Below are 25,205 nucleotides of genomic sequence, written 5' to 3'. Positions count from 1 at the left end.
ATAATGCCGAATGATCCTTCGGAGATGACGCGTACCGGAGGCGACGGACCCAGTGCCGTCTTCGCGAAGCTGGCCGAGATGGTCTACAACGGCGACGACTTCGCTCAGGTCTACCAGGCCATCTGCGATGCGGCTGCCACTTTGGTTCCCGGGTGTGCCCACGCCAGCCTCATGCTGAAGGAGAACGATCGTCACGTCACCGTGGCCGCTAGCGATGACATCGCAGCCCAGGTCGACGCGCTCGAACGAGCCGAGCAGGAAGGGCCCTGCCTCGATGCGATCGAGAACGACGCACCGCAGGTCGAGAGCGAGCTCGCCCGTTCGACGCAGTGGCCGCGCCTTGCCCGTCGGGCCATTGCCGAAACCCCGGTCCGGGGCGCTGCCGGCTTCCGGCTCATGATCCGCGGACGCAAGGTCGGCGCACTCAATCTGTTCTCGGACAACCCCGGAGAATTCACCGACAAATCGATCGATCAGGCGATCCTGATCACGGCGTTCGCGGCGGTGACGCTGACAGCGCTCCACGAACACCAGGAAGCGCAGACTCTGCGTGAGGGCCTGGCCAGCAACCGCGAGATCGGAAAAGCGATCGGACTGTTGATGGCCTTCCACGACATCTCCGAAGGTAGGGCGTTCGACCTGCTGCGCAAGACGTCGCAGGACATGAACATCAAGCTCACCGGCGTCGCACGGGAAGTCATCACGCATCACAATTCGAAGTTCGACTGACGCGCCCTCACCGTTCGACCACGTTGGCAATCGGTTGATGCCGATCTGGTGTAGACGTAATGTAGATCGCGCGTGGTTGAGAACACAGCCGCAGATTGTCCGGAGGCCGCAGCAGTGCGCGGTGGACAGATATTGTGTGCACTCCCACTGCGGTCTCGATGCCGCTGCGCTCCGTTCGGCCCACGGCGCACGGACTCCCATAGAGTGCACGCGATCGGAGGGTCATGAAGCTATTACACACGTCGTTCCGAGTCACTCCCCCCACCGCGCGGGCCACCGGCCACCGCACCCGGGAGATGCTCACCAGCGACCGTGGACTGGGGATCGCCGTCGAATTCGCGCCGGACGCCGACGCCACGGTGGGACGAATCTCCGGCGACATCGACGTGCTCGCCGCCCCTTCCTTCGCGCTTGCCCTCGCGCACCTGGCCGACGGGGGCTCCTCCTCACGCATCATCGTCGACATGACTGCAGTCGACTTCGTCGGAACCTCGGGATTGTCGATACTGTCCGAGTTTGCGGAATCGGCCAAGCGGCAGCACATTACCTGGGCGCTGGCGGGCAATAGAGCGGTGCTCCGGCCCATCGAGGCTATCGGTCTCGACGCGATGATCCCCACGTGCCGCACGGTTCGCGACGCCTTCGACAGAGTGGAGAAAATCGCACACAGCTGATCGGAGTCGACATGCCCGGGAAGCAGTCCACTCGTGGGCATCCGAAGGCACGCGGGGCGGAGACCGTGCGTGTGCTTCTCGACACGGCCGGTCCGACGTACGCGTCCGAGTCGCACGTGACTTTGAAGGACACCCCGACGCCTCTTTTCCAACTGCTGACGCTGTCTTTGCTGCTGAGCGCGCGGATCTCCTCGGAGATCGCCGTCGCGGCGGCCAGGGAACTGTTCCGAGCGGGTTTGCGCAGCCCACGCGCGATGCGCGCGGCGGACCGTCGCATGATCATCTCCGCACTCGGCAGGGCAGGTTACGTGCGCTATGACGAGAGCACGGCTACCCGTCTACACGCCGCCGCGGTTCGAGTCCACGACGAGTACGGCGGTGACCTGCGCCGGCTGGCCCGCGCCAGCGATCAGGAGACCTCCGCCGCGATTCGGTTACTGACGGAGTTCGACGGAATCGGCCCGGTGGGCGCCGATATCTTCCTCCGGGAAGTTCAGGACGTATGGACGTGGGTGCGCCCCTACTTCGACACGCGAGCTACCGAGTCTGCGCGTGAATTGGGGCTACCGGACGATCCCGCCGCACTGTCCGCCCTTGCCTCGGAGGACCGAGTCGCGGAATTGGCGGCCGCCCTGGTGCGGGTCTCTCTCAATCCGCGACTTCGTGAGGAAGTGCGCCGCGGCAATACGCGCTGAGAGCCGGCACTACTACTCCGCTCGGACTGCCTTCGACTCGCGCTCGTCGTCCTCGCGGAACATTGCTTCGATGCGGTTCTTGATCTCGACCGTGCTCATCGAGCCACGGGAGGGGGCGAAGCCGCGATTGCGAGCGGAGGTGGGCGTGGTGAAGGTGTTCATGTGACGTGCTTTCTGTCTTCTGCGCCGGCGAGTGCCGCGTAGTGGTCGAAGGGTGCGTCCGCGAGTCGGACGGTTAGATCAGGAGCGCGGCAAGTACTACGGCGGCCAGCACTGACACGGAGGTGGCGACTGCGACGAGGACGGATCCCGTCACGACGACGGCGGGCGCGGTTGCGGTTGCCGCCGAGACAGAGGCGATGTATACGGTCGGACGCAGCGTGTGGCGGTGTGGCGGCTCCTCGGCAGGGGGCGGCGACATCGTGCGCTGATCGTCCTGGTGCACCGTGGTGCGGGTCATGTGTTGGCGTACCCCGTGGTAGCAGGAGTGACGTGAGTCACACACTTACGAGTATGTTGTACATCACAACACGCCCCTCGCGCCAGTCGGTGCCATCTGCACCATGTGCGGGCCGGAGGGGATCATCGTCGAACGGTGGAGCAGTTGGCCGTCCGTCACGGAAAGCGACGATCGAAAAATTCCGTGCAGGGATGTCGAGAACCCGCGCGTCGCTTCGTCCCCGGAGTGAATACGGCCAGAATGGGCCGCACCGCACCAAGGAGAACATGATGGCCAAGTACCTGCTGCTCAAGCACTACCGTGGCGCGCCGGCATCGGTCAACGACGTGCCCATGGACCAGTGGACACCGGAGGAAATCTCCGCCCACGTGCAGTACATGAACGACTTCGCCGCTCGGCTCGAGAGCACCGGCGAGTTCGTCGACAGTCAGGCACTCTCCCCGGAGGGCACGTTCGTCCGCTACGACGGCGAGGGGCGACCACCGGTGACCGACGGCCCGTTCGCGGAGACCAAGGACCTGATCGCCGGCTGGATGGTGATCGACGTCGAGACCCACGAGCGGGCACTCGAACTGGCCGGCGAGCTGTCCGCGGCCCCGGGTGCGGATGGGAAACCGATCCACGAATGGCTCGAGGTGCGTCCGTTCCTGGCCGCGCACCCGACAGTCACGGAGTGACGCACGGTGGACGACGCCCTTCTGCGGACCCTCACCCCCACCGTGATCGGCGTCCTCGTTCGTCGCGGAGCAGACTTCGCGGCGGCCGAGGACGCCGTGCAGGACGCTCTGATCGAGGCCGTGCGTGCATGGCCGGACGACCCGCCGCGCGACCCCAAGGGCTGGCTGGTCACCGTGGCCTGGCGCAAGTTTCTCGACGCCACCCGCGCGGATTCCTCGCGGCGGCACCGCGAGGAACGTGTCGACGCCGAGCCCTCCCCCGGCCCGGGCGAGGCGGTGGACGACACACTCCAGCTGTACTTCCTGTGCGCGCACCCGTCGCTGACACCCGCTTCGGCCGTCGCGCTGACGCTGCGCGCGGTCAGCGGCCTGACCACGCGTCAGATCGCGCAGGCCTACCTCGTGCCCGAGTCGACGATGGCCCAGCGGATCAGCAGGGCCAAGCGGACCGTCTCGGACGTGCGGTTCAACCAGCCCGGTGACGTCGCGACGGTGTTGCGCGTGCTCTACCTGGTCTACAACGAGGGCTATGGCGGCAGTATCGATCTCGCCGCCGAGGCGATCCGGCTTACTCGCCAGCTGGCGGCCAAGACCAACCACGAGGAGGTCGCGGGCCTGCTCGCGCTCATGCTGCTCCACCACGCACGGCGCCCGGCGCGGACCCGCACCGACGGCAGCCTCGTGCCTCTTGCCGAGCAGGACCGCAGTCTGTGGGACACCCGCCTGATCGCCGAGGGCGTCGTCGTACTCCAGTCGGCCCTCGCCCGCGACCGACTGGGCGAGTTCCAGGCCCAGGCCGCCATTGCTGCGCTCCACGCCGACGCCCGGACGTCCACGGAGACCGACTGGGTGCAGATCGTCGAGTGGTACGACGAACTGGTGCGCCTCACCGACAGCCCGGTGGCCCGCCTCAACCGGGCCGTCGCCGTCGGCGAGGCAGATGGCCCGAGGGCGGGCCTGGCCGCCCTGTCGGGGCTCGACCCCGCTCTGCCCCGGCACTCCGCGGCCGCGGCGTACCTACACGAGCGTGACGGGGACCCGGCCACCGCAGCACGGCTCTACGCCGAAGCAGCCCGGTCGGCGCCCAACCTCCCCGAACGGGACCACCTCACGCGACAGGCCGCTCGGCTCAACGCACACCTCCGTAGTTGAGCAGCGACCACACCGTCTCCTATGCGCTGGTTATGTGGTGATCGGCTATGGAAAGGAACCGTGCTGGTTGTGGTGACGACGGTTGCTGCGAGCGTTGGCGACCCCGCGAGTTCGTTAAAATTCGGTGTTCCGTCACGGTCCGAGTCAAATATCGACGACGGAAGAAGATGAAGATGAAGGGCGCTGACGGTGGGTGCGCGATTCCTGTTCGCTGCCGACCGCTACTCGGCTGAATGCCAGGGCGAGTCGCTCCACTCCCCCTGGCATTCAGCCGGCCCCGGCAGCGTCCTCTCCCCTACTCCGGCGTCGGCCTGAGGCCCGTTGCGTCCAAGCTTTTCGAACAAGTTGTGAACTAGTCGAGAGGTGCAGACAGGGGTCCTACTACCCCGACGCCGCGGGGTGACCACCAAAATTCGGGTAATTGACGCGTTCCGTCCGAGTCAGAGTCATACGGTCGAATTTTTTGGGGACTTGATGCGGCGATTTCCGACGAGCCTGCAGGAGTCGCAGATGGTGGGAATGCCACGAGCTGGTCACGCGTCCTCCCCCACCCCCGGCACGGCCCTGCCGCCGAGTTCGCCACTCCCCCGCTGAACGCAAAATACACGCGTCAGAACCAGCCTTTACGCTTCGCCCAGACGAGCAGTGCCCCGGACATCGCGAGCATCACGAGCAGGATCGCGGCAACCGAGAGCCATTGCGTCCGTTCGTTCACGATCACATTCATGCCGATGATCGAGGACAGAGCAGTAATCGGCAGCGTGACGGCCGCGATGACGGCGAGTCGCTCGGCAGCGATGGTCATTTTGGTGTTCGTGCGCGCCTGGTAGAACTCGATCGTGCCCTGGAGGTAATCCTTCTGGCCCTTGGCCATCACGGTCAGATGCTGGAACTGGTCGACCGCGTCGAGCAGGAGATCCTGCCCCTTGCCGGCGCCGAACGCCTCGATGGTGACCATGCGGCCGTAGACCTCTCGGCTCAACGCGGCCATGGTGCCGACCGTGAGCAGACCGTGTCGGACTCGGAACATCTCGTCGAGAAAGGTTTCCGGATTGCCGAGGTGCCCGCCAGTGACCTGTTGCTCGAGCTTCCACACGTCCTTGGTCAGCTCGGCGGTGTACGCCCGCATCCGAGCCGTCAACGCGGCGAGCAACGCGAACGACAACTCGAACGCGGTGCCCGGCTGCAACTTCCCCGACTCCAGCCGGCCCAGCACCGCATTCGCCTCGACCATTGCGGTCGAGGGATCGATCGCCGGATTCACCGGACCGTGCACGGTGACCAGGTACCGGCCGCCGATGAACTGGTCCAGTTCGACGTAGTGCACGTGTCCGTGCGCTCCCGACTGCGGCGCGTGCAGAACCACGAAGAAGTGGTCCTCGTACCTGTGCACCTTCGGGACCTGATTGCGGTTCATCGAATCCCGCACGGCGAGAGGATGGAAGCCGAAAATCGTGGTCAAAGCGTCGTTCGCCTGGTCGTCCCAGGTCGGGACATCCACCCAGACCAATCCGTCGGGGCGGTCGAGCAACGCCCTCAGTTCCGTCACCGCACACGAACGCACACCGTCACGGGAGATGAAGCGGACGTCCATATCGGCCTCCTCGCCACGACGGACAGACCATCTCCTCTGTGATAGCACCCGCACGGCGGATGCGAGGAGAGAGGAGACTGAGGGCGTGGCTGACGACAAAATTGCGCTGGTTGTGGTGGATGCTGCGAACGTCGTCGGCTCGCGACCTGACGGTTGGTGGCGTGATCGTGCCGGTGCGGCTCGACGATTGCTCGCCAAGCTCGGCACCCTCGAACAGCGCCTGGACCAGCCCGTCGAGGTGGTGGTCGTCCTCGAGGGCGCGGCGAAGGCCGCGGTCACCGGTGAGACCAACCCGGAATTCGAGGGCCTGCACGTGGTATCGGCGGTCGGTTCGGGCGACGACGCGATCGTCGACGTGGTGGCCGCAGCCGCCGAGGAGGACGGCGACCGGCCGATCACCGTCGTCACCGCAGACCGAGAACTCCGCGACCGAGTCGAGGCACTCGGGGCCAGAACAATCGGTCCGCGCTGGCTCCTGGACCACATCGACTCCTGACGGTCTTACCACTCAGCGGCGGTGCGGCGACCGCTTTCCGTCGGGGGTGACCACGAGGTCGAGGATGCGGCCACGGACCTTCCTCCGCACCAACCCCCACCGCCCGTGATCGGCCAGGGCGGCACGAGCCGCGTTGTATCCACACATACCGTGGACACCGCCGCCCGGATGGGTGGCCGAGCTGGCCAGATACAGCCGGTCGATGGACGTGTAGGGCCCGGACGAACCCGGGGTCGGGCGGAAGACGAGCTGCTGGTACAGCTGGGCGGTGCCGCCGTTGACGGCGCCGCCGTGCAGGTTCGCATTGCTCGCCTCGAGGTCACTTGGACGCTGCACATTGCGCCCCACCACGCGCTCGGCAAATCCCGGCGCGTGCGATTCGAGCATCGCGTCCACTCGGTGCCCCAGCAACTCGGCCGATTCGTCGTCCGTGATTCCCCGCGGCAGATGCGTGTAGGCCCAGGCGCTTTCGGTTCCCTCGGGCGAGCGGCTGGGGTCGGACGTCGTCATCTGACCGAACAGCAGGAACGGGTGGGTCGGGATCACCCCTGTGGTCAGGTCGGCCATCCACCGGACCAGTCCGTTGTCGTCGGCGCCCAGATGCACGGTTCCGGCGGATTCGAGGCTCCGCGACCGCCACGGAATCTTGCGGTCCAGAGCGTAGTTCACCTTGACGACGGGGGTATCCCATTCGAACTTCTCGAGGTCTGCACGGACGCCCGCATGGACAGCGGAGGAATCCAGCAGCCGTCCGTAGAGTGCGGGCGCGGAGACATCGGCGAGCACCGCGCGCCTGACCAGATAGCGGTCGCCGCCCGCGGTCCGAACCTCTGTCGCCACTCCCCCGGTTGCCTCGATCGACGTCACCTCCTCGCCGCACCGAATTTCCGCGCCGTTCCGTCTCGCTCGTTCCGCCATCGCGGCGGAGAGGGCGCCGGCCCCACCGACCGGGACGACGTACCCGTCGTCCTGCGCGAGCATGGTCAGGAGATATCCCATGACTCCGCTCCCCGGTGCGTCGACCGGGGTGTCGGCGTGCATTGCGTTGCCCAGCAACAACACCCGGGCCGATTCTCCGTCGAACAGCTCGTGCGTCATCCGGCGTGCGGGCAGCATGAGGAAACGCAGGAGCCGGAGAGCTTCCGCGGTGCCGAGCTGCGACAACAGTCGCCGTGGTCCCCGTACAGGCGGAAACGGGCTGAACAGGGTGTCGAGGAACGGTTCCTTCACGTCCTTCCACTGCTCGAAGAGACGGAGCCACGCCTGTCCGTCCCCCGGTTGCCTGCGCTCGAGGTCGGCCGCGGTGTCTGCCGCATCCCGGTGGATCAGCGGGGCGTCGTCGTCGTGCGGGTGCCTGGGGTGCCCGACCGCGGCGGGCGCCTGGCTCCATCGCAGACCGACACCTTCGAGGTCGAGGTGCCGGATCGCCGGTGAGACCGCTGCCAGGGGATAGAACGCACTGAACAGGTCGGTGCGGAAACCCGGGAAGAGTTCGGCCGACCTGACGGCGCCACCCGGCTCGGGTTGTTGTTCGAGGAGGACGACGTCCCAGCCGGCCTCCGCCAGGGTGGCCGTTGCGGCGAGACCGTTGGGTCCGGCCCCGATGACGACAGCGTCGACAGTCCGCACTGTCACGGCGTCAGGGTTTCGTGTTTCGCTCGGCGAGGAACGAGAGCCGGCGTAGACACTCCAGATTTCGCGGGAGGACCGCGAGGTCTTGCGCCGTCTGCGGAACCCACTTCAACGGAACGGAGGCTGCGGCCTCGGACATCCGGAGGTGGCAGCCGGATCCACGCGGCTCGAGTCGCAGTCGCACGACAGCTTTCGTAGGCGTCACCTGGGCGAGCAGCCGAAGTTCACGGTCCTCTTCGGCGAAGAGGACCTCGGTGGAGTCGTCGATCAACGCGGGCCAGGCGCCGACGGAATGGTGCAGACGGCTCCCGACGGCGGGCCATTCGGCGGAGACGGCACGCATGCGTGACGCTCCGACCACCCAGGACGGGTACAGCCACCCGTTGGCGAGAACGGACCACACGTCCGAAGCCGACGCCGACGTGTCGTGTTGTGCCTCGATGACGACCACTCCCTCGAATGAGTACTTGACGGACTCTCCGCGCTTACCCACGTTCATCGCATCGAAAACTGTGGTTTGCTCGAGCCTATGTCTGAGGAATCCGCGTCCACCACCCGAGCAGCGCTGTTCGACGTCGACGGCACCCTGGTCGACTCCAATTACCTGCACGTCCGAGCGTGGCAGCGGGCGTTCCGGGAGGTCGGGCACGATGTGGACGCGTGGCGGGTGCATCGTGCGATCGGACTGGATTCTTCGCTTCTCCTGCAATCGCTTCTCGGTGACGATGCGGACGAGCTCGGGGACCGCGCGAAGGATCTCCACACGACGTATTACCTCGGCGCGCGGGACAGCATGCGGCCGCTGTCCGGGGCACGGGAACTGATCCGGGAATTGCACGGGCGCGGTGTGCAGGTCGTCCTTGCCACCTCCGCCCCGGAGGAGGAGCTGGATGTGCTGCGGGAGATCTTGTCGGTCGACTCGTACATCGCTCACACCACGTCGTCCGAGGACGTCGATCATGCCAAGCCGGATCCTGGGGTGGTCCGTGCGGCGATGGACCGAGCGTCCTCGTCGCCCGACACTGCGGTGATGGTGGGCGACGCTGTGTGGGACGGCAAGGCGGCGTCCCGGGCCGGTGTCTCGTTCGTCGGTCTCCTCAGCGGGGGTATTTCCCGCGCCGAGTTGACGGAGGCCGGCGCGGCGGCGGTGTTCGAGGACGCACAGGACCTACTGGACAACCTCGAGTCCAGTCCGCTGGCGAAGCTGCTGGTGTCCTAGGCTCCGCGCGACGACCACGCCTGCGCGATCTCGGGATACGCGTCGGCGATCTCGTCGACACGCTCGTCGGTCGCGGTGTCTATCTCGGCTCGGTGGCGCTGCGCTGTGACCAACGGACCCTCCGATCCCCCGGATTCGGAACCACCGGCAGGCGCGTCCGCCTCCCATTCGTGGATCACCTCGTCGAGGCGCAGTGCGACGAATTGCTTCTTGCTCTCAGCCATCATCTGTTCCTTTCGTTGCGTTCGCAGGCGGCGTGCTTTCAGTGCTGCGCTCCTACGCCCTCCCCGGCCGCGAACCGCGATTCCGAATCGGTGACCAGTCCGATCGACACAAGTGGGCGGGGGAAGAGCAGATCGGTGAGGTAGGCGAGAGCGACCGCCCAGCGATTGGCCGCGTTCGGCATGGCGTACAGGTGGTAGGCGCGCGTGACCACCTTCGCGAGGAACCCCGACAGCTGGATGCCGAGAGGATTCGCGACGGCGAACCCCGGGCCGAGATCCACGACGAGACCCATGTCGCGGTGGCTGTACGGTTTCGGGTCGCCGACGCCCAGGCTGGCCGCGACGTTGCTGGCCAGGGCCTGCCCTTGCCGGACGGCGTGCTGGGCGGTGGGTGGGGTGATCGACCCGCTGTTCTTCGGATCGGGAACAGCTGCGGCGTCGCCGCCCGCGAACACGTCGGGATGCCCCTCCACCGAGAGGTCGGGGCGCACCGTCAACCTTCCCTTCTCGGTGGGTAATCCGAGCGTGTCGATGAGGGGGCTGGCGGTCACTCCCGTCACCCAGGCGACGGTGCGGGTGGGGATCACGGTGCCGTCGTCGAGCGTGACGTGTTCGGGTCCGAGTTCCGTGAGGGTGGTTTCCAGTCGCACGTCGATGCCGCGGGAGCGCAGCACATCCAGTACCTTGCCGCCCAGCTTCTCCCCCACCTCCGGCATCACCTTGTCGGCGGCGTCGAGCAGCAGGAACCGGATCTTCGCGGGGTCGAGGTTTCGCCGCGCGGCCGCTTCGTCGGCGAGGGCGCGCAGTTGGGCGGTGAGTTCCGTGCCCGCGTAGGAGGCACCCACTACGACGACCGTCCGGCGGGCGTCGGCGACCGAAGGATCGGTGTCCCGCTCGGCGAGTTCGATCTGGGTGAGGAGCTGGTCGCGGAAGTACAGCGCCTCGGCCGGCGTCTTGAGTCCCCTGGCGTGCTCGGCGAGACCGGGAATGTCGAACAGGCGCGTCACCGACCCGGGGGTGAGCACCACCCGGTCCCAGGCCACGTCCTCGACGCCCTGCTCGCAGTCGGTCACGTGCACGGTGCGGGCCTCGAAGTCGACGGAATCGACGTTGCCCTTCACCAGTTCGACGTTCGGCAGCGCCTCGGACAGCGGGACGGTGACGAACCGTGCGTCCAGGATTCCGCCCGCCACCTCGGGCAGGAGCGGTGTGTAGAGCATGTAGTCGTGCGCCGAGATCATGGTGATGCGGCTATCGGTCCCCCGGAGGCGCCGCGTGAGAGCGCGTGCGCATTCGAATCCGGCGAAGCCGCTTCCCACCACGACGATGCGAGTTGGCTCTCCAGCTGATTCGTGGGTCATACAGAACACTGTCCCCAACCTGGCGTCGAACCAAACAATCTCCGGCGGCGCGGCATCGCGGTGTGAGGACGGCGATTCCGGGTACTCGCCGTACGAGAGTGATCGACGTGATCGAATGTGAAGGGCGGGAACATGAGTGCTGTGTCGAAGGCAATGTACAAACCGTTGGCGCTGGCCGCGAGTGTCGCCGGCGGAATCGCGGCCAGTGCGGCCTTCGGTCAGGTGTGGAAGCGCGTCGCCGGCGAATCCGAGGCTCCCGACCCCAAGGATCTCACACGCAGCACCCGCGAGGTGCTGATCGCGGCGGCCGTGCAGGGCACCGTATTCGGCCTGGTCAAGGCGGCGGTAGACCGTGCAGGCGCGCAGGGATACCGGAAGCTCGCCCACGCCGACCCCCGGTAGATCGAGGCAGTTGTCACGGAACACCCCTAGGCTGAGCCGATGCGTACTCGTTTCGCGGAAAACCTCGACAGCCTGTCCGGCGATCTCGCCTCCATGTGCCGGCTGTCCGTTACCGCGATGTCGGAGGCGAGCGACGCACTGCTGCAGGCAGACCTCGAGCTCGCCGAGCACGTCATCGATGTGAGCGGCGAACTCGACGATGCCGCGGCGCACTGGGAGAAGCGGGCCTTCGCACTGCTGGCGCTGCAGGCGCCGGTCGCGCACGACCTCCGGTTCATGGTCGGCGGCCTCCACATCTCCGCGGATCTGCACCGCATGGGCGGACTCGCGGTGCACATCGCGAAGATCGCCCGCCGACGGCATCCCGACCACGTCGTTCCTGACGAGGTCCTGGACGTGTTCACCGAGATGGGCGCCGTCGCCGTCGCGCAGGCGAAGGAGACGGAGCAGGTTCTGCAACACCGCGATCCCGAACGCGCACGCGGATTGCTGACGGCGGACGAGGCGATGGACGAACTCCATCGGAGCCTGTTCACGATCACCCAGGCCGAGGACTGGCCGCACGGTGTCCAGTCGGCCGTCGACATCACCCTGCTCGGCCGCTTCTACGAGCGGTTCTGCGACCACACGGTCGAGATCGGCAGGCGCGTCATCTTCCTCGAGACGGGCAGCCTGCCCGAACAGTGAGCGCGGCGCCCGGTCAGCTCAACCCTTCCGCCGCGGCCACCGAGGGCACCGGACCTCGGGTGTAGACGTCGAGGTGGAAGTCCGCGTCCTGGTACGCCCCGGCACGGTGGAGGCCGTCCGTCGCGGCGACCGTCTCGTGCACCGCGCGGCCGGTCTGCGGGTACTCGGGTACCGGATGCTGCCAGTGGACCGCCACGAGAGTGCCACCGACTTCCAGGGCGTCGACGGCACGTCCCAGCGTGGTGGCGAGGTCGGCGGGCGTCAGGTAGTACAGCACCTCACTGAGCACGACGAGGTCGAAGGCGCCGGGCGGCCACGGGTCGAGCAGCGATGCGAGGCCGAGTTCCACCCGGTCGGCCACTCCTTCGCGCCGCAGACGGTCCCGTGCGCTCTCCAGGGCGCGCGGAACCACGTCCGTTGCGACGACCCGGTCGCAGCGCCGCGCCAGGTGCGCCGTGAGCACGCCGATAGAGCACCCCGGTTCGAACGCCCGTCGATAGTGCGGACGGGGCAGGGCCGCGAGAGTGAGCGCGTACTTGCGGCGCTCGTACCACCGTTCGTCGAAGCCCCACGGGTCCGCCGAGTCCGCGTACATCGTCTCGAAGTAGCCGGGATCCATCGCGCTCACCACAGCACCCATTCCGTTGTACGCATCAGTCTCGCGAGCACCCACGGCGGGAGGATCGCGGCGTCCCGCGGGTCCTCGGACAGCGGGAGGATCTGGGTCCGGAATTCGTCGACGGCACGGCGTTTGCGTGCCAGGATCTCGGCGGCCGGGGTCAGGACGCGTATCCGGTTCCAGGGCACCGCCGGATCGGCAGGCCGGGCCCAGTGCCACATCCAGACCGGATACTCGATCAGTCGGTGCCCGGTGATCGAGCAAGCTGCTGCCGCAGCTCGCCCAGTGGCTTCGTGATCGGGGTGGCCGTCCCCTCGCCAGGTCGCGAGCACCCACACCCTCTCCCCTTCACCGGAGGTCGCGGTGAGCACGTCCACGAGGCCGGTGGTGAGTGCGTGCTCGTGTGCGCTCACCCCGCCGTCCGGTATTCCGAGTCGCAGTGGTTCCCCGACACCCAACAGTGCTGTCGCCTGGTTCGATTCGGCGATCCGGGCGGCGGCCAGGGCGTTGGGCGACAGCGTCGGCGAGTCCGGGTGGGACGCCGCACCGTCCGTCACCGCCACCACCACGACGGGTATGCCGGCGGCCGCGGCGGCGGCCATCAGCGCGCCCACGCCGAGTACCTCGTCGTCGGGATGTGGTGCGACGACGACCAACCGGTCGCATTCCGCGAGTGGTACCGGCAGGAAGCGGGTGGACTCCAGCCACGGCTGCCATTCGTCCTCCGGTGTGCCGCGCGCGGCCACGGGGATCTCCCGGAACCTGGTGCCGTTGTCCACTGTCAGTCCTCCCCCGCGACGAGTGCGCCGAGTGTCGCGAGATCGCGTTCGGCGTGGGATTGCCGGATGTAGACGAGGAGGTCCGCGACGTTGCGGGCATGGTCGGCGTCGGTCGCGAGCGGCGCGGCGCCCAGCGCTCGGCCGACGCGGTCGATCACCTCGCTCGCGGTCCGTTCGATCAGCGCCCGCACCCGGAACGCGCGCACCTGGGCGGATTTCCGGTCGAGGGGGCTCGCGTCCACCTCCCCGGCCGCCGATTCGAGTGCCCATCGTGCCGCGCTGACGGCGACGTCGATCGCGCCGAGGTGCGCGAGCTGGTGACTGTCCGCGCGGCCACTCCGGGCCCGCACCCGCAGCGGTTCCGCGACGGCGAGTGCGCCCCCGAACCAGCACGCCGCCACCCCGATGCCGCCGTGCCAGAACCCGGGACGATCCAGGTACTCGTCGGGCGCGCCCACCGGTCGCGCGGGAACACCGTCGAACGTCACCGACTCGGTGTCGGTCGCCGCCATGCCCGGATTCCGCCAGCCTCCGCGTCCCGCCGTGACCCCCGGTTCCCGCAGATCGACGGCGAACAGACGGGGTTGCCCGTCGACTCGTGCCGTGACCAGGGCATGCGTGCACATCGACGCCCCGGAGCACCATGCCTTGGTCCCCCGCAGGCGCCACCCGGTGACGTCGCGGGACGCGTGTAGGACGGGGTGTGGTGGCTCGCTGGCCCACACGCCCCAGAATTCGTTCCGGCCGGCGCGGGTGCCGTCGACTTCGGCGAGGATCGCGTCCGCGTCGGCGTGTGCCTCGAGGAGCCGGCCGACCGAGAGGTCGTGGCGGCACCATTGCGTCAGCCGTGCCCACCGGGCTGCGGTCGAGCCTCCGCCGGGCAGCGGCAGTTCCGCGTCCCCCGCACCGATGATCGCCCGCACTGCGGCGTCGGTGGGGCTGCTGTCGTGGGTGACGTCGGCGCTCATCGGTCCTGCAGTCCTTCGAGGTACGTGGCGAAACCCTGCGGCGCGCGGGCGTCGACTCGCGCCGATGTCTCCACCGGGGCATCGATACTCCACACCACGTTCGCTCCCCGCTCGACCATCCGCTGCACCAGATCCACGTCCTCGTGCGCGGGCAGTGCGGCAAACCCTCCCGCCGCCCGATACAGGTCCGCGGAGAATCCGAGGGATGCGCCGTGCACGTGCCCGTGGGCGGCGCCGGACCGGTAGGCGCTGCCGTACCGCGACCGGACGTGGTCGGGCCACCCCGACCAGTCGGTGACCGCCACCGTGCCCGCCACCAACTGAGCCCCACGACTCGCGTGTTGCAGGTGGGACGACAGCCAGTGCGCGGGGACGCGCGAGTCGGCGTCCGTCGTGGCGAACCACTCGTGCGGGCGCGGGGCGACCGACTCGAAACCCGCACGCCGGGCCGCTCCGACGTTCCGCGCACCCAGGACCACGACGTCGACACCCGCCCTGCGGACGACGGCTTCACTGCCGTCGGTGCACCCGTCGAGCACCACCACTGTCGTGACCGGCACGGACACCGCCTGCGCGGCGGTATGCAGGCCCTCCAGGCAGCCGGGCAGCAACGCTTCCTCGTCGTGGGCGGGCACGACCACCGTGATGTGCTCGACGCGCATGACGTCCCTTCCTGATCACTCACTGTTTCCGGGTTCAGCAAGTACCCAGTCCGTCGTCAGGGGAACCACAACCGTTCGGCGTTGACGACGGCAACCTGGTGCGCGACCGGGACGGGTAGCGCACCCAGCAACGTACGGATTTGACGTCCCCGGGTCTTCACCGTCTCCGCCCTGCCCACGGTGTCCGTGCCGACGACGAATCGGTCGCGATGCCGGGTGATCACCTCCACCCAGTCGGCGGCGACGTCGGAGCCGTCGACGATTCGATCCAGCAGCACCCACGACAGTTCGACGGTCAAGTTCGGGTGCCGACCCAGTAGTTCGCGGACCAGGCCCAACTGACCGCTGGGGTCGACGCGGCGCGACACGCCCGCGTGGCACCAGACGACGGAGGTCGACCGATGCCGTTCGAGGGCTCGCTCGAGTGCGCCGATGTATTCGTGCCTGCCCGGCATTCCGGTCGAGGCGGAGTCGTGATGGAGCGAGATCGGCACCTCCTTCTCGGCGCAGAACGCGAGAACCTCGTCCATCGCCACGTGGTCGGGAGAGGGCACCTCGCCGAGCGTGAGATTCGTGAGGTCGTCGTGACGGAACATGACCTCACCGACACCGGCCCAGCGATCGGTGCGATTCCACACGAATTCGACATGCTCGACCGCGAGGCGGTCGGTGGGATCGAAACCACAGACGAGCGGCGCCACCGTCAACCGGCCGTCGGATTCGAGTTCGGGTAGCAGGTCGAGGACGATGGCGTCGGTCAGCGAGTGGTAATGACACGGCGCATTGTCGTCGAGGTAGTAGTCCGGCCGCACCGGCTCGGCCGTCGACCACTTCTTCTTCAGCGGGAGACCGAACACCACGGCGCGCTGCGCACCGGCGTCGACCAGGGTGTCGCGTAATTCGTGCACGGCGGCGGGATGTTGCAGGAAGTCCACCAGATGCACGTGCGTGTCGATCCACTGAGCAGAGGCCATGTGGTCCGATATACCAGCAATTCCCCGCGGGAGCCGACTCTGATTCGGGATCTGCCACCGCGGGTAACCTCCCGCCATGAATGTCGCGGACAGCCCCCGCTACCGGAAGATCACCCTCACCGTGGACGGTGAGGAACGGACACTCGAAGTCGACACCCGCACGACGCTGCTCGACGCGCTTCGCGATCACCTCGGGGTGACCGCGCCCAAGAAGGGCTGCGACCACGGCCAGTGCGGCTCGTGCACCGTCCTCCTCGACGGCAGACGGGTCACGCCCTGCCTCACGTTCGCGATCGCCCACGACGGGGACCGCGTCGTCACCGCGCACGGACTGGCCGACGGAGAGGTGCTGCATTCCGTTCAGCAGGCGTTCGTCGAGCAGGACGGACTGCAGTGTGGTTATTGCACGCCCGGTCAGATCTGTTCGGCGATCGGGATGTTCGACGAGTTCCTGGCCCTGCACCCGAGCGCCGTCACCGAGAACCTGACCGCTCCGCCCGAACTCACCGACGACGAGATACGGGAGCGGATGAACGGAAACCTCTGCCGGTGCGGCGCGTACCCGAACATCCTCGCGGCGATCAGGCAGGCGGCGGAGGCGTGATTCCCTTCGATTACGAACGGGCCACCGACGTCGACAGTGCCGTCGCCACGGTCACGGGTGACCCGCGGGCGTCGTTCCTCGCCGGCGGCACCAACCTCGTCGACCACATGAAGCTCGGGGTGGCGCACCCGCATCTCCTCGTCGATGTGAGCCGTCTTCCCCTCGACGACGTCGCCGAACTCCCGGACGGCGGGCTCCGTATCGGGGCGGCCGTCCGCAACAGCGATCTCGCCGCGCACGACGTCGTCCGCGCCCGGTACCCGATGCTGTCGCGCGCACTCCTCTCCGGTGCGTCGGGCCAGCTGCGCAACGTCGCGACCACGGCGGGAAATCTGCTTCAGCGGACTCGCTGCGTGTACTTCCAGGACGTCTCGACGCCGTGTAACAAGCGGGAGCCCGGCACCGGGTGTTCCGCGATCGGCGGTTACGTCCGCTACCACGCCATTCTCGGCGCGTCGGAGCACTGCGTCGCGGTGCACCCGTCCGACATGGCCGTCGCGATGACGGCGCTCGACGGTGTCGTGGTGGTGCGCAGTGCCGACGGTGACCGGCGAATCCCGCTGAGCGAGTTCTACCGGCTTCCCGGGGACCGGCCCGACCGCGACACCGTCCTCGCGCACGGTGATCTCGTGACGGCCGTGGAGCTGCCCCCGCCGCCTGCCGGGAACCGGTCCGCGTACCGGAAGGTGCGTGACCGTGCCTCGTTCGCGTTCGCGGTGGTGTCGGTGGCCGCCGAGCTGACGATCGGGGACACGTCGATCACGTCGGCGCGGGTCGCGCTCGGCGGGGTCGCGCACCGACCCTGGCGTGCCACGCTCGCCGAGGAGGTCCTCGTCGGGTCGCCGCCCACGGAGGCCACGTTCGCCGAGGCCGCCGCAGCGGAACTCGCCGCGGCACAACCGCTTCCGGGAAACGAATTCAAGGTCGCGCTGACCCGCCGGGTGCTCGCGTCGGTACTTCGTTCACTCGCCGAGGAGGCGCGCCGATGACCCTCGTCGATCCGAAGGTGATCGGGACCTCCGCCGAACGGCTGGACGCCCACGACAAGGTGACCGGCACGGCGTTGTACGCGTTCGAGTACCCGGTGGAGGAGCCGACGTATCTGCATCCGATCCTGTCGACGATCGGACGCGGCCGGATCACGGCGATGCACACGGCCGACGCGGAAGCCCTGGACGGGGTGCTCGCGGTCCTGACGGTGTTCGATGCGCCCCGCCTCGCAGACACCTCGGACGGGGAACTCGCGATCCTGCAGGACCCCGAGGTCCACTTCCGCGGCCAATTCGTGGGTGCGGTGGTCGCGGAGACACCCGAGGTCGCCCGGCACGGCGCGAGCCTCGTGCGTGTCGACTACGACGTGGAATCCCACGACACCGACTTCCATTCCGGCCGGGACGACCTGTACGCCCCCGAAGACGTGAACGCGGGGTTCCCAACCGACACCGAGGACGGCGACGTCGACGCGGCACTCGCCGCCGCCGCGGTCACGGTCGATCAGGTGTACTCCACCGCGATGGAACACAACAATCCGATGGAACCGCACGCCGCCATCGCCCGATGGACCCCGGGCGGCAGCGGACCGGTTCTGACGCTGCACGATTCGACGCAGGGCGTCCACTCCGTGCGGCAGACGCTGGCACCGCTGTTCGGACTCGAAGTCGAGCAGATGCGGGTGATCGCCCCGTACGTCGGCGGCGGCTTCGGCTCCAAGGGACTGCCGCACGCGCACGACGTACTCGTGGTGCTGGCGGCGCAGCGGGTGGACGGCCGGCCGGTGAAGTTCGCGCTCACCCGGCAGCAGATGTTCGCCCTCTCCGCGTATCGCACCCCGACGGTGCAGCACATCCGGCTCGGGGCGGATGCGGACGGACGGCTGACCGCGCTCTCCCACGAGGCGATCGTGCAGTCCGCGAAGATCAAGGAATTCGCCGAACAGGCGGCAGTCCCGTCGCGGCTGATGTACTCCGCGGGCACCCGGTACACCACCCACCGTCTCGCGTCCCTCGACGTGCCCGCCCCCTCCTGGATGCGTGCGCCCGGCGAGACCCCGGGCATGTTCGCGGCCGAGGTGGCGATGGACGAACTGGCCGAGGCCTGCGGACTCGACCCGATCGAACTGCGGATCCGCAACGAACCCGACGTCGACCCGAGTACGGGCCACCCCTGGTCGGGTCGGCGCCTCACCGACTGCCTGCGGGAGGGCGCCCGGCGTTTCGGGTGGGCGGACCGCGACGCGACGGCGCGGGCCCGGTCGGACTCCGAGTGGCAGGTGGGGATGGGCGTCGCGTCCGCAACGTATCCCGCCAACACGTCACCGGGATCGGTTGCCCGGATCGTGTACGAATCCGACGGCACGTACACCGTGCAGATCGGGTCGGTCGACATCGGCACCGGCGCATGGACCGCGCTCACGCAGATCGCCGCCGACGCGCTGGGCTGTCCCCTCGACGCGATCGTCCTGCAGATCGGCGACACGAATCTTCCGTCGGCGACCGTCGCAGGCGGCTCCACGGGTACCAGTTCCTGGGGCAGTGCGATCGTCGCGGCGGCCCGGGCGTTCCGGGACCAGCACGGCACGTCCCCCGCCCCGGGCGCGGCGACGAGTGCGGGGACGCCCGACAACCCCGACGCCGACAAGTTCGCGCTCCACTCGTTCGGTGCCCACTTCGTGGAGGCGCACGTCCACCGGGACACCTGCGAGATCCGCGTCGAACGCATGCTCGGGGTGTTCGCGATCGGCCGGGTGATCAACACCCGCACGGTTCGGTCGCAACTCCTCGGCGGGATGACGATGGGGATCTCGATGGCGCTGCACGAGAGCAGTGTGAACGACCCCCGGTTCGGTCACGTCGTGACCCAGGACCTTGCCTCCTATCACGTCAGCACGCACGCCGACATCAGGTACCTCGACGCGGTGTGCCTCGACGACGTCGACGAGCACGCCAATCCGATGGGATCGAAGGGCGCCGGTGAGATCGGCATCGTCGGGGCAGCGGCCGCGGTGGCGAACGCTGTTCGTCACGCCACCGGGGTGCGGGTTCGGAAGGTGCCGATCCACCTGGACGACCTGCTGCCCGGGTGATCGACCGGTGCTACTGCACGCCCCACGCCTGCGCGAGGGAGGTGCGCAGGTGACTTTTCATCGCGCGGATCTTCTGGACATCGGTGGACTTCGGTGCGAGTCCTTCGAGCACGAGTTCCATGAAGCGTCGGCGGCTGACACCGAATCGCTCCAGCAGTTCCGCCGCGCTGGCACCACCGAACGGTGCCCACTGGATCGCGAAGCTGATCATCCACCGGGCATCCGAGCTCACCGAGTGCATCTGCGCGAGCAGATCGCATCGGCGAAGCGCCAGGCGCAGCCAATCGGTGCCGAACGCTTCCTCCGGTTCCTCTGTGATCTGTGTCGTCATGCCGCTCACCGCTGACCGGCGGAGCGGACCGCGAACACCGGCAACTGTTCCGCCGTCGACGCGGGACGGAACTCGACGCGAACCGGACAGTCGGACGGTGCCGGGACGTCGCCGTCGATCCAGGTGTACACCCATGGTCCCTCGTCGAGTTCGACGATCGCGATCGTGCACGGGACGAGGCCACGGTTGGTCTCGTTCACCTCGCGGTGGACCACCTTCGAGGACACGATCGATCCGACGCCGCACGACGGGACCCGCTCGAGGTTCGAACCCTGACACGCGGAGCAGGTGGCCATCAACGGCGCGAGCAGGGTCGTGCAGTTGAGGCAGCGCTGGATCATCAGTTCGCATTTCTGGGCAAGACCCTGCCAGCGGGTCATGCCGTCCGTGGTCACGCCGTCACCCCCGTGAATTCCTGCCCCACCACCTCGTCTGCCATTCGGCTTCCCCCGATCCACACAAGACACCGGTCGGTGTGCGCCCGACGGAGGATCGGGGGCCGTGGAAGTTGGGGGTCGGGCTTTCGGTGCGTTCGGGGATCAGTGGACATCGGGGGCCTCGGTCTCGAGCCGGATTGGGGGGACGCGTACGAGCATCCCGTCCGCGGCGGCGAAGTACAGCGGCTGAACGACCCGGGGACATACCTATTTCGTCCCGTGCGGGTGCCCGGTCAGGGGTGCGGGTCCTGTGCGTGTTCGACGATCCACGCCGCGATCTGGGTGCGCGAATTGAAACCCAGTTTCGCGAGAATGTGCTCGACATGCCCCTGCGCCGTGCGCTGGGAGATCACCAACCGGGCGGCGATCGCCTTGTTGGTGAGCCCGTCGGCGACCAGTTCCGCGACCTGCCATTCTCGTCGGGTCAGGTGCGTCGCCCCGTTCGACGCCGACACCGCCTCCGGTCGCTGCTCGTCGAGCGCATAGGCGACCGCATCGTCGAACGACGTGTGCATGCCGTGGTCGAAGGCGGCGTCGAATGCGCGGTCCCCGATCACGGCGCGTGCCTGCTGCTCGCATTCGGCGTGGTGGACGAGCAGGTTCGGGTAGACGGTGCTCGGGTTGCCCACGGTCTGCGCGACGGCCTCCGCGGCGCCCATCAGTTCGGCGGCCTGCTGGGCCCGGCCGGAGCCGACGGCGACCCAGGCGAGCACCTCGAGTGCCCCGCACGCGCTGATCCGGTCGTCGACCAGGTGGGACAGCCGCAGCCCCTGCTTCACGTAGTCGTCGGCGAGGGCGAGGTGTCCGCGCTGCCACGCCGCCATTCCCGCCGCCCACAGCGACCAGCCCCGGTACACGGACTCGCCGTGCGCCTCGGTGAGCGCGAAGATCTCGGATCCGCACATCTTCGCCACCGCCCCGTCGCCCTGCATGCCGCTGACCAGTGCCACCCCGAGCAGTCCCCACGTCAGTTGGAGCAGGTTGCCCTTGTCGCGGAACTCGGCGAGTGCCTCCTCGAAGCAGGCCCGTGCGCGGGGGAGGTCCCCGGCGAACATGGCGCAGCACCCGGCGGCGTGGACCACCAGGGCACGCATCAGCATGTCACCGTTCCGCTCGGCGAGGACGACCCCCTCGTCGACCAGCGCTTTCGCGGCCTCGCGGTCGCCGTGCATGCCCGCGAGCACACTGTCGACGTACAGCGCCTCGATCCGTTCCCGGCTCGCGCCACCCGGGTGCCGTCCCAGCAGCTGTCCGAGCCAGCGGCGACCCTCACGGAGCAGTCCGCGGGCGCGCCAGTACGGGTACAGTGCGGCGGCGATCCGCAGCCCCGTCTCGGCCTCCCCCGGCTCGGTCAGGCAGAAATGGAGAGCCGCCCGCACGTTCAGCGTCTCCGCGTCGAGCCGGCCGATCCACATCGCCTGCCGGGGACCGATCCACTCGGCCTCGCACTGCACCACCAACTGCTCGTACCAGTCGCGGTGCCGCCGCCGCAGCGACACGTACTCCCCGGTCTCCTGCAATTTCTCGCGGCCGTAGTCGCGCACCGTCTCGAGCAGGTGGTATCGCACCGCCGGCCCCGACTCCTCGCGGATCAGGATCGACTTGTCTATCAACGACGCCACCACGTCGAGGACGTTCTCCACCGGCAGGTCCCCGGCGCAGATTCCCTCCACGGCGTCCAGTTCGAAGCCGCCGGCGAACACCGACAGTCTCGCCCACAGCTCGCGTTCCTCCTCGGTGCACAGCTCGTGGCTCCAGTCGACGCACAGCCGCAGGGTCTGCTGCCGGCTCGGCGCGCCCCGCGATCCGACCGTCAGCAACCGGTAGCGGTCGGTCAGTCGCTGCAGGATCTGTTCCGCCGACATCACCCGCAGCCGCACCGCCGCCAGCTCGATCGCCAACGGCAACCCGTCCAGCTGGCGGCAGATCCGGGCCACCGCCACATGGTTGTCCTCGGTGAGTTCGAACTCCGGCACCGCCGTGGCCGCCCGCTCGACGAACAACGTCACCGCCTCGTACTGCGGCAGGCCCTGCAGTGACGAGCGTTCGGGTTCGGGCACCGTCAACGGCGGCACCCGCAGTACCGCCTCGCCGCCGATGGCCAGCGGTTCGCGGCTCGTCGCGAGGATCCGCAACTCCGGGCAGCTCCGCAACAACGTCTCCGACAACGCGGCGGCCGCGGCGACCACGTGCTCGCAGTTGTCGAGCACCAGCAGCAGTTGCCGGGTGGCGAGGTACTCGGTCAGCAGCACCTCCGGGTCCCCGGAGCGCTGCTCGCGCAGTCGCAGTGCCGCCGACACGGCGTCGACGAGTGTCGTGTCGTCGTCCAGCTCTCCCAGTTCGACCAGCCACACGCCGTCCTCGAATGCGCGACTCGCATCGGCAGCCACCCGCAACGCCAGCCGGGTTTTCCCGACCCCGCCGATCCCGGCGAGCGTCACCAGTCGTGACACGGACAGCAGACGTCGCGCCTCGGTCACCTCACGGCGACGGCCGACGAAACTCGTCAGTTCGTGGGGCAGATTTCCCACTGTGCCCTTCACTGCCGCCGGCATCACACCGTCACTCTCGACTCGCAGCCCCCTGCGCACACGGTACTCCCGGTGCGCGGCGGCAACGACGCTTTCGGCTGCGGGTCCGCGAGTTTCGGGTCACCGCGTCCAGCGGGTGGGCGCCCAGCGGCCGGTGTAGGACCGGATGCGGTTGGCGCGGCGGGCAGGCCGCCGCGTGCCGGCCTCGGTCAGGCTGTGCGGGATCATGGCGATCCGGGTGCCGTCGACCACGTAGGCGGCCCCGGTGACGAACATTGCGCCCGGCGCGGTCAGGTACGACGCGACGGCGGCGACTTCCCGGTCGTCGGGGCCGGGCGACGCGAAGTCCGGTTCGACCGCGGGCACCACGACCGAATTGACCGTGATCGAGTATCGCGCCAATTCGGCGGCGAGCAGACCGGTGAGTCCGCCGAGACCGGACGACGACGGGACGATGTTGACGATCCGGCCGCCCCCGCCACTTGCGATCATGTAACGGACGGCGCGCTGCATGCACTCGACGGCCGTACTGCCGGGGCAGCTGACGAGAACGCCGATTCCGCCCAGCTCACGGGCGAACTCGTCGACGGCGGCCGCGGAGTCGGGCAGGTCGGCCAGGTCCATGCGCTGCACGGCCGCATTCACCGATCTGGACCGGACGTCGGCGGCGGTGGCTTCGGCGCTGTCCCGGTCCGCGGCGTAGGCGAGGCCGATGTGGAACCCGTCGTCCGCGAGCGCCAGTGCGACCGCTCGGCCCATCGGCGAGTCCGATCCCGTCACGACTGCGGTGCGTGTGCTGGGGTGCATGGATTCGGAATACCCCCTGGCAGATCTGCTCAAACGCTCAACTTTCGGACTGCGTACGGGCAGAACATAATCCGACGACGAGCCGCACACGCGACCCGTCGCGGATCAACGCCCACCGTCAGCAGTTGGACGGCGCCGGATCGCCGCGGAACCGGGCATCGAGGTAGTCCAGGGCGGTCGGAAGGCCCAGCACGGCGGTGGTCAGGTGGTCGGGACTCGGGAACAGATCGGACTGCACCGTGACGCCGGCGGCGCAGTATCGCGCGACGGTCGCCTCGATCGAGTCGACCGGAATGAGTACGTCTGTCGGGCTGTGCCATTCGAAGATCGGCGCGGTCGGAACCCCCGGATACAGCTCGACACTGTTCTCGTTCAGCACCTCCCAGGCCTGCGGGCTGCTCATGAGGTCGGTGGTCCTGGCGACCTCCGTCGCGCTGCGCCCTGCGCCTGCCGCGAGGATGCCGTTGGTGCACGCGTTGACCATCTCGTCGCGCATCGCCAGGCCGCGATCGTTGAGTTGCTCGCTGATCGGAAGGCGGTCCGGGTACTCACGCTCGAGTCCGAGTGCCGCCGCCATCGCGAGGCCGAACGCCGGGTGCGGTTGCATGCCGAGGCCGTTGGCCATCTTGCCGATGTTCATGGGCACACCGCCCTCGGCGACACCGACGATGTTCAGTTCCGGCGCGTACGTGGGGGCGAGCGCCGCAGCCCACGCCGACGCCATGCCGCCACCGGAGTACCCGGCCAGCGCGACCGGGCTCTCCGCCACGGCGAGTTCGGGCACCCGCTGAACCGCGCGGATGCCGTCCAGGGTAATGGTTCCGCCGAGTCGTGCGGCACCGTACGCACTGTTCGGGCCGAGGTGGTCGGGAAGCGCGACCGTCCAGCCGCGTTGCAGTGCGAGGTTCAGTGCCGGCGCCTCCTTGATCTGGAGGTCGGGATCGTTCGAATACAGGGTCCGCGACGGCGCGCACCGCGGTCCGAGCGCGTTGATGATGTGCTGATACGACAGCAGCGGCCCGTTCACCGCCCGGGTGCGGGGAACCAGCACGGTGGTGACCGACGAGATCGGGTGGTCCTCCGAGTTGGTGGTGCGGTACTTCACCTGCCAGACGTCGGTGTCGGGGAAGGCGAGCAACGGCGGCATCGGCCGGACCACGAGCGGCTCGCCGACCGCCGTATCCGCCAGACCCTGCGGCTGCAGGTAGAAGGGATCGGGGTCGGATGCGGGATAGATCGGCACAGCAGCCGCGACTCCGACGTTCGCGACGGTGGCGCAGGCGACGAATGCGGCACACAGTGCACCCGCGGTGAGGCTCGAGATACGTGAGCGCTTCATGCCGCCTCCTAGTTTGCGTAGATCGATTGTTACCGAGTTCGCAGGAGATATCGGTATTCGGGCCCGCCCG

29 protein-coding genes are annotated in these 25,205 nt (G+C 68.3%); 12 read left to right on the top strand and 17 right to left on the bottom strand.

Annotated elements, in window-relative coordinates; genetic code table 11:
* The first annotated feature begins 3 nt into the window (after positions 1–3).
* The 3 genes from QM693_RS15605 to QM693_RS15595 all read left to right on the top strand — a co-directional run bounded on the left by QM693_RS15605 (position 4) and on the right by QM693_RS15595 (position 2,098).
* The gene (locus tag QM693_RS15605; protein WP_280783168.1) at positions 4–729 is read left to right on the top strand and encodes a GAF and ANTAR domain-containing protein; all 726 of its coding nucleotides are present in this window, start codon (positions 4–6) and stop codon (positions 727–729) included.
* Between the two features lie 224 nt (positions 730–953).
* Positions 954–1,403, top strand: a complete 450-nt coding sequence (locus tag QM693_RS15600) for an STAS domain-containing protein (RefSeq protein ID WP_283352800.1) — start codon at positions 954–956, stop codon at positions 1,401–1,403.
* An 11-nt stretch (positions 1,404–1,414) separates the two neighbouring features.
* Complete coding sequence (locus QM693_RS15595; protein ID WP_283352799.1) at positions 1,415–2,098, top strand: HhH-GDP family DNA glycosylase; 684 nt, start codon at positions 1,415–1,417, stop codon at positions 2,096–2,098.
* A gap of 12 nt (positions 2,099–2,110) precedes the next feature.
* On the opposite strand, the gene QM693_RS15590 is transcribed toward QM693_RS15595, so the two are convergent.
* Both QM693_RS15590 and QM693_RS15585 read right to left on the bottom strand, forming a co-directional pair.
* Positions 2,111–2,260 (bottom strand): hypothetical protein, encoded by a 150-nt coding sequence (locus QM693_RS15590; RefSeq protein WP_283332460.1) that lies wholly within the window; start codon positions 2,258–2,260, stop codon positions 2,111–2,113.
* 73 nt (positions 2,261–2,333) lie between these two features.
* Entirely contained in the window at positions 2,334–2,558 is a 225-nt protein-coding gene (locus QM693_RS15585; protein ID WP_283332461.1) for a hypothetical protein, read from the bottom strand.
* Between the two features lie 269 nt (positions 2,559–2,827).
* Here QM693_RS15585 and QM693_RS15580 point away from each other — a divergent pair, with 269 nt between their 5' ends.
* Positions 2,828–3,235 (top strand): YciI family protein, encoded by a 408-nt coding sequence (locus tag QM693_RS15580; RefSeq protein ID WP_283332552.1) that lies wholly within the window; start codon positions 2,828–2,830, stop codon positions 3,233–3,235.
* 6 nt (positions 3,236–3,241) lie between these two features.
* Complete coding sequence (locus tag QM693_RS15575; RefSeq protein ID WP_283332462.1) at positions 3,242–4,387, top strand: RNA polymerase sigma factor; 1,146 nt, start codon at positions 3,242–3,244, stop codon at positions 4,385–4,387.
* 610 nt (positions 4,388–4,997) lie between these two features.
* Here QM693_RS15575 and QM693_RS15570 read toward each other — a convergent pair.
* Positions 4,998–5,981: a magnesium transporter CorA family protein gene (locus tag QM693_RS15570; protein WP_280783160.1), complete on the bottom strand. Its 984-nt coding sequence runs from the start codon at positions 5,979–5,981 to the stop codon at positions 4,998–5,000.
* Between the two features lie 85 nt (positions 5,982–6,066).
* On the opposite strand from QM693_RS15570, the gene QM693_RS15565 reads away from it, so the two are divergent.
* The gene (locus tag QM693_RS15565; RefSeq protein ID WP_283332464.1) at positions 6,067–6,477 is read left to right on the top strand and encodes an NYN domain-containing protein; all 411 of its coding nucleotides are present in this window, start codon (positions 6,067–6,069) and stop codon (positions 6,475–6,477) included.
* A 12-nt stretch (positions 6,478–6,489) separates the two neighbouring features.
* Here the strand turns inward: QM693_RS15565 and QM693_RS15560 are convergent, their stop codons facing one another.
* Positions 6,490–8,112: a phytoene desaturase family protein gene (locus QM693_RS15560; RefSeq protein WP_283352798.1), complete on the bottom strand. Its 1,623-nt coding sequence runs from the start codon at positions 8,110–8,112 to the stop codon at positions 6,490–6,492.
* 4 nt (positions 8,113–8,116) lie between these two features.
* Entirely contained in the window at positions 8,117–8,560 is a 444-nt protein-coding gene (locus QM693_RS15555) for an SRPBCC family protein (protein ID WP_317567508.1), read from the bottom strand.
* A 78-nt stretch (positions 8,561–8,638) separates the two neighbouring features.
* Between QM693_RS15555 and QM693_RS15550 the strand changes: the two genes are divergently transcribed.
* A complete protein-coding gene (locus QM693_RS15550; protein WP_283332466.1) occupies positions 8,639–9,328 on the top strand; it encodes an HAD family hydrolase in 690 nt (229 codons plus the stop codon).
* Here the strand turns inward: QM693_RS15550 and QM693_RS15545 are convergent.
* Together QM693_RS15545 and QM693_RS15540 are read right to left on the bottom strand one after the other, a co-directional pair.
* Positions 9,325–9,552, bottom strand: a complete 228-nt coding sequence (locus QM693_RS15545) for a hypothetical protein (protein WP_280783156.1) — start codon at positions 9,550–9,552, stop codon at positions 9,325–9,327. The genes QM693_RS15550 and QM693_RS15545 overlap by 4 nt on opposite strands.
* Before the next feature lie 38 nt (positions 9,553–9,590).
* The gene (locus QM693_RS15540; protein WP_283332467.1) at positions 9,591–10,913 is read right to left on the bottom strand and encodes an NAD(P)/FAD-dependent oxidoreductase; all 1,323 of its coding nucleotides are present in this window, start codon (positions 10,911–10,913) and stop codon (positions 9,591–9,593) included.
* 132 nt (positions 10,914–11,045) lie between these two features.
* On the opposite strand from QM693_RS15540, the gene QM693_RS15535 reads away from it, so the two are divergent.
* Together QM693_RS15535 and phoU are read left to right on the top strand one after the other, a co-directional pair.
* Positions 11,046–11,315 (top strand): DUF4235 domain-containing protein, encoded by a 270-nt coding sequence (locus QM693_RS15535; RefSeq protein ID WP_280783154.1) that lies wholly within the window; start codon positions 11,046–11,048, stop codon positions 11,313–11,315.
* 39 nt (positions 11,316–11,354) lie between these two features.
* Positions 11,355–12,002: a phosphate signaling complex protein PhoU gene (gene phoU, locus QM693_RS15530; protein ID WP_105417489.1), complete on the top strand. Its 648-nt coding sequence runs from the start codon at positions 11,355–11,357 to the stop codon at positions 12,000–12,002.
* Positions 12,003–12,015: 13 nt separating this feature from the next.
* Here the strand turns inward: phoU and QM693_RS15525 are convergent, their stop codons facing one another.
* Genes QM693_RS15525 through QM693_RS15505 form a run of 5 tightly spaced genes read right to left on the bottom strand, consistent with a single transcriptional unit; the run spans position 12,016 to position 16,004 of the window.
* Positions 12,016–12,633 (bottom strand): class I SAM-dependent DNA methyltransferase, encoded by a 618-nt coding sequence (locus tag QM693_RS15525; protein ID WP_283352827.1) that lies wholly within the window; start codon positions 12,631–12,633, stop codon positions 12,016–12,018.
* Positions 12,627–13,400 carry a PIG-L deacetylase family protein gene (locus QM693_RS15520; protein ID WP_283332470.1) on the bottom strand — a complete coding sequence of 258 codons (774 nt, stop codon included), beginning with the start codon at positions 13,398–13,400 and terminating at the stop codon, positions 12,627–12,629. Before QM693_RS15520 ends, QM693_RS15525 begins: the two co-directional genes overlap by 7 nt.
* Positions 13,401–13,402: 2 nt before the next feature.
* Positions 13,403–14,368: an acyl-CoA dehydrogenase family protein gene (locus QM693_RS15515; protein ID WP_283352797.1), complete on the bottom strand. Its 966-nt coding sequence runs from the start codon at positions 14,366–14,368 to the stop codon at positions 13,403–13,405.
* Complete coding sequence (locus QM693_RS15510) at positions 14,365–15,030, bottom strand: glycosyltransferase family 2 protein (protein ID WP_283352796.1); 666 nt, start codon at positions 15,028–15,030, stop codon at positions 14,365–14,367. Before QM693_RS15510 ends, QM693_RS15515 begins: the two co-directional genes overlap by 4 nt.
* Positions 15,031–15,086: 56 nt before the next feature.
* The gene (locus tag QM693_RS15505; protein ID WP_025432596.1) at positions 15,087–16,004 is read right to left on the bottom strand and encodes an amidohydrolase family protein; all 918 of its coding nucleotides are present in this window, start codon (positions 16,002–16,004) and stop codon (positions 15,087–15,089) included.
* 76 nt (positions 16,005–16,080) lie between these two features.
* Between QM693_RS15505 and QM693_RS15500 the strand changes: the two genes are divergently transcribed.
* The 3 genes from QM693_RS15500 to QM693_RS15490 are packed head-to-tail and all read left to right on the top strand — an operon-like array spanning position 16,081 to position 19,690.
* Entirely contained in the window at positions 16,081–16,608 is a 528-nt protein-coding gene (locus tag QM693_RS15500) for a 2Fe-2S iron-sulfur cluster-binding protein (protein WP_283332473.1), read from the top strand.
* Entirely contained in the window at positions 16,605–17,597 is a 993-nt protein-coding gene (locus QM693_RS15495) for an FAD binding domain-containing protein (protein ID WP_283352795.1), read from the top strand. Before QM693_RS15500 ends, QM693_RS15495 begins: the two co-directional genes overlap by 4 nt.
* On the top strand, positions 17,594–19,690 hold the full coding sequence (locus tag QM693_RS15490) for a xanthine dehydrogenase family protein molybdopterin-binding subunit (RefSeq protein WP_283352794.1): 2,097 nt from the start codon (positions 17,594–17,596) through the stop codon (positions 19,688–19,690). Before QM693_RS15495 ends, QM693_RS15490 begins: the two co-directional genes overlap by 4 nt.
* 10 nt (positions 19,691–19,700) lie before the next feature.
* On the opposite strand, the gene QM693_RS15485 is transcribed toward QM693_RS15490, so the two are convergent.
* The 5 genes from QM693_RS15485 to QM693_RS15465 all read right to left on the bottom strand — a co-directional run bounded on the left by QM693_RS15485 (position 19,701) and on the right by QM693_RS15465 (position 25,135).
* Positions 19,701–20,021 (bottom strand): hypothetical protein, encoded by a 321-nt coding sequence (locus QM693_RS15485; protein WP_280783144.1) that lies wholly within the window; start codon positions 20,019–20,021, stop codon positions 19,701–19,703.
* 5 nt (positions 20,022–20,026) lie between these two features.
* A complete protein-coding gene (locus QM693_RS15480) occupies positions 20,027–20,416 on the bottom strand; it encodes a Zn-ribbon domain-containing OB-fold protein (RefSeq protein WP_105417507.1) in 390 nt (129 codons plus the stop codon).
* Between the two features lie 275 nt (positions 20,417–20,691).
* Positions 20,692–23,049, bottom strand: coding sequence for an ATP-binding protein (locus tag QM693_RS15475; protein ID WP_283352793.1), 2,358 nt, complete (start codon positions 23,047–23,049; stop codon positions 20,692–20,694).
* Between the two features lie 60 nt (positions 23,050–23,109).
* Positions 23,110–23,796 carry an SDR family NAD(P)-dependent oxidoreductase gene (locus QM693_RS15470; RefSeq protein WP_283352792.1) on the bottom strand — a complete coding sequence of 229 codons (687 nt, stop codon included), beginning with the start codon at positions 23,794–23,796 and terminating at the stop codon, positions 23,110–23,112.
* 118 nt (positions 23,797–23,914) lie between these two features.
* A complete protein-coding gene (locus tag QM693_RS15465) occupies positions 23,915–25,135 on the bottom strand; it encodes a lipase family protein (protein ID WP_280783141.1) in 1,221 nt (406 codons plus the stop codon).
* Positions 25,136–25,205: the final 70 nt, after the last annotated feature.

Source organism: Rhodococcus sp. IEGM 1305 (genome assembly GCF_030058635.1).
In the GTDB taxonomy this organism is placed as follows: domain Bacteria; phylum Actinomycetota; class Actinomycetes; order Mycobacteriales; family Mycobacteriaceae; genus Rhodococcus_F; species Rhodococcus_F opacus_D.
This window is presented reverse-complemented; position numbering and strand designations above follow the sequence as displayed.

What these genes read in the sequence shown, in the direction of transcription:
- QM693_RS15605 (WP_280783168.1), top strand. Translation starts at nt 4, where the DNA reads ATGCCGAATGATCCTTCGGAGATGACGCGTACCGGAGGCGACGGACCC.
- QM693_RS15600 (WP_283352800.1), top strand. Translation starts at nt 954, where the DNA reads ATGAAGCTATTACACACGTCGTTCCGAGTCACTCCCCCCACCGCGCGG.
- QM693_RS15595 (WP_283352799.1), top strand. Translation starts at nt 1,415, where the DNA reads ATGCCCGGGAAGCAGTCCACTCGTGGGCATCCGAAGGCACGCGGGGCG.
- QM693_RS15590 (WP_283332460.1), bottom strand. Translation starts at nt 2,260, where the DNA reads ATGAACACCTTCACCACGCCCACCTCCGCTCGCAATCGCGGCTTCGCC.
- QM693_RS15585 (WP_283332461.1), bottom strand. Translation starts at nt 2,558, where the DNA reads ATGACCCGCACCACGGTGCACCAGGACGATCAGCGCACGATGTCGCCG.
- QM693_RS15580 (WP_283332552.1), top strand. Translation starts at nt 2,828, where the DNA reads ATGGCCAAGTACCTGCTGCTCAAGCACTACCGTGGCGCGCCGGCATCG.
- QM693_RS15570 (WP_280783160.1), bottom strand. Translation starts at nt 5,981, where the DNA reads ATGGACGTCCGCTTCATCTCCCGTGACGGTGTGCGTTCGTGTGCGGTG.
- QM693_RS15550 (WP_283332466.1), top strand. Translation starts at nt 8,639, where the DNA reads ATGTCTGAGGAATCCGCGTCCACCACCCGAGCAGCGCTGTTCGACGTC.
- QM693_RS15545 (WP_280783156.1), bottom strand. Translation starts at nt 9,552, where the DNA reads ATGGCTGAGAGCAAGAAGCAATTCGTCGCACTGCGCCTCGACGAGGTG.
- QM693_RS15540 (WP_283332467.1), bottom strand. Translation starts at nt 10,913, where the DNA reads ATGACCCACGAATCAGCTGGAGAGCCAACTCGCATCGTCGTGGTGGGA.
- QM693_RS15535 (WP_280783154.1), top strand. Translation starts at nt 11,046, where the DNA reads ATGAGTGCTGTGTCGAAGGCAATGTACAAACCGTTGGCGCTGGCCGCG.
- phoU (WP_105417489.1), top strand. Translation starts at nt 11,355, where the DNA reads ATGCGTACTCGTTTCGCGGAAAACCTCGACAGCCTGTCCGGCGATCTC.
- QM693_RS15515 (WP_283352797.1), bottom strand. Translation starts at nt 14,368, where the DNA reads ATGAGCGCCGACGTCACCCACGACAGCAGCCCCACCGACGCCGCAGTG.
- QM693_RS15510 (WP_283352796.1), bottom strand. Translation starts at nt 15,030, where the DNA reads ATGCGCGTCGAGCACATCACGGTGGTCGTGCCCGCCCACGACGAGGAA.
- QM693_RS15505 (WP_025432596.1), bottom strand. Translation starts at nt 16,004, where the DNA reads ATGGCCTCTGCTCAGTGGATCGACACGCACGTGCATCTGGTGGACTTC.
- QM693_RS15500 (WP_283332473.1), top strand. Translation starts at nt 16,081, where the DNA reads ATGAATGTCGCGGACAGCCCCCGCTACCGGAAGATCACCCTCACCGTG.
- QM693_RS15490 (WP_283352794.1), top strand. Translation starts at nt 17,594, where the DNA reads ATGACCCTCGTCGATCCGAAGGTGATCGGGACCTCCGCCGAACGGCTG.
- QM693_RS15485 (WP_280783144.1), bottom strand. Translation starts at nt 20,021, where the DNA reads ATGACGACACAGATCACAGAGGAACCGGAGGAAGCGTTCGGCACCGAT.
- QM693_RS15470 (WP_283352792.1), bottom strand. Translation starts at nt 23,796, where the DNA reads ATGCACCCCAGCACACGCACCGCAGTCGTGACGGGATCGGACTCGCCG.
- QM693_RS15465 (WP_280783141.1), bottom strand. Translation starts at nt 25,135, where the DNA reads ATGAAGCGCTCACGTATCTCGAGCCTCACCGCGGGTGCACTGTGTGCC.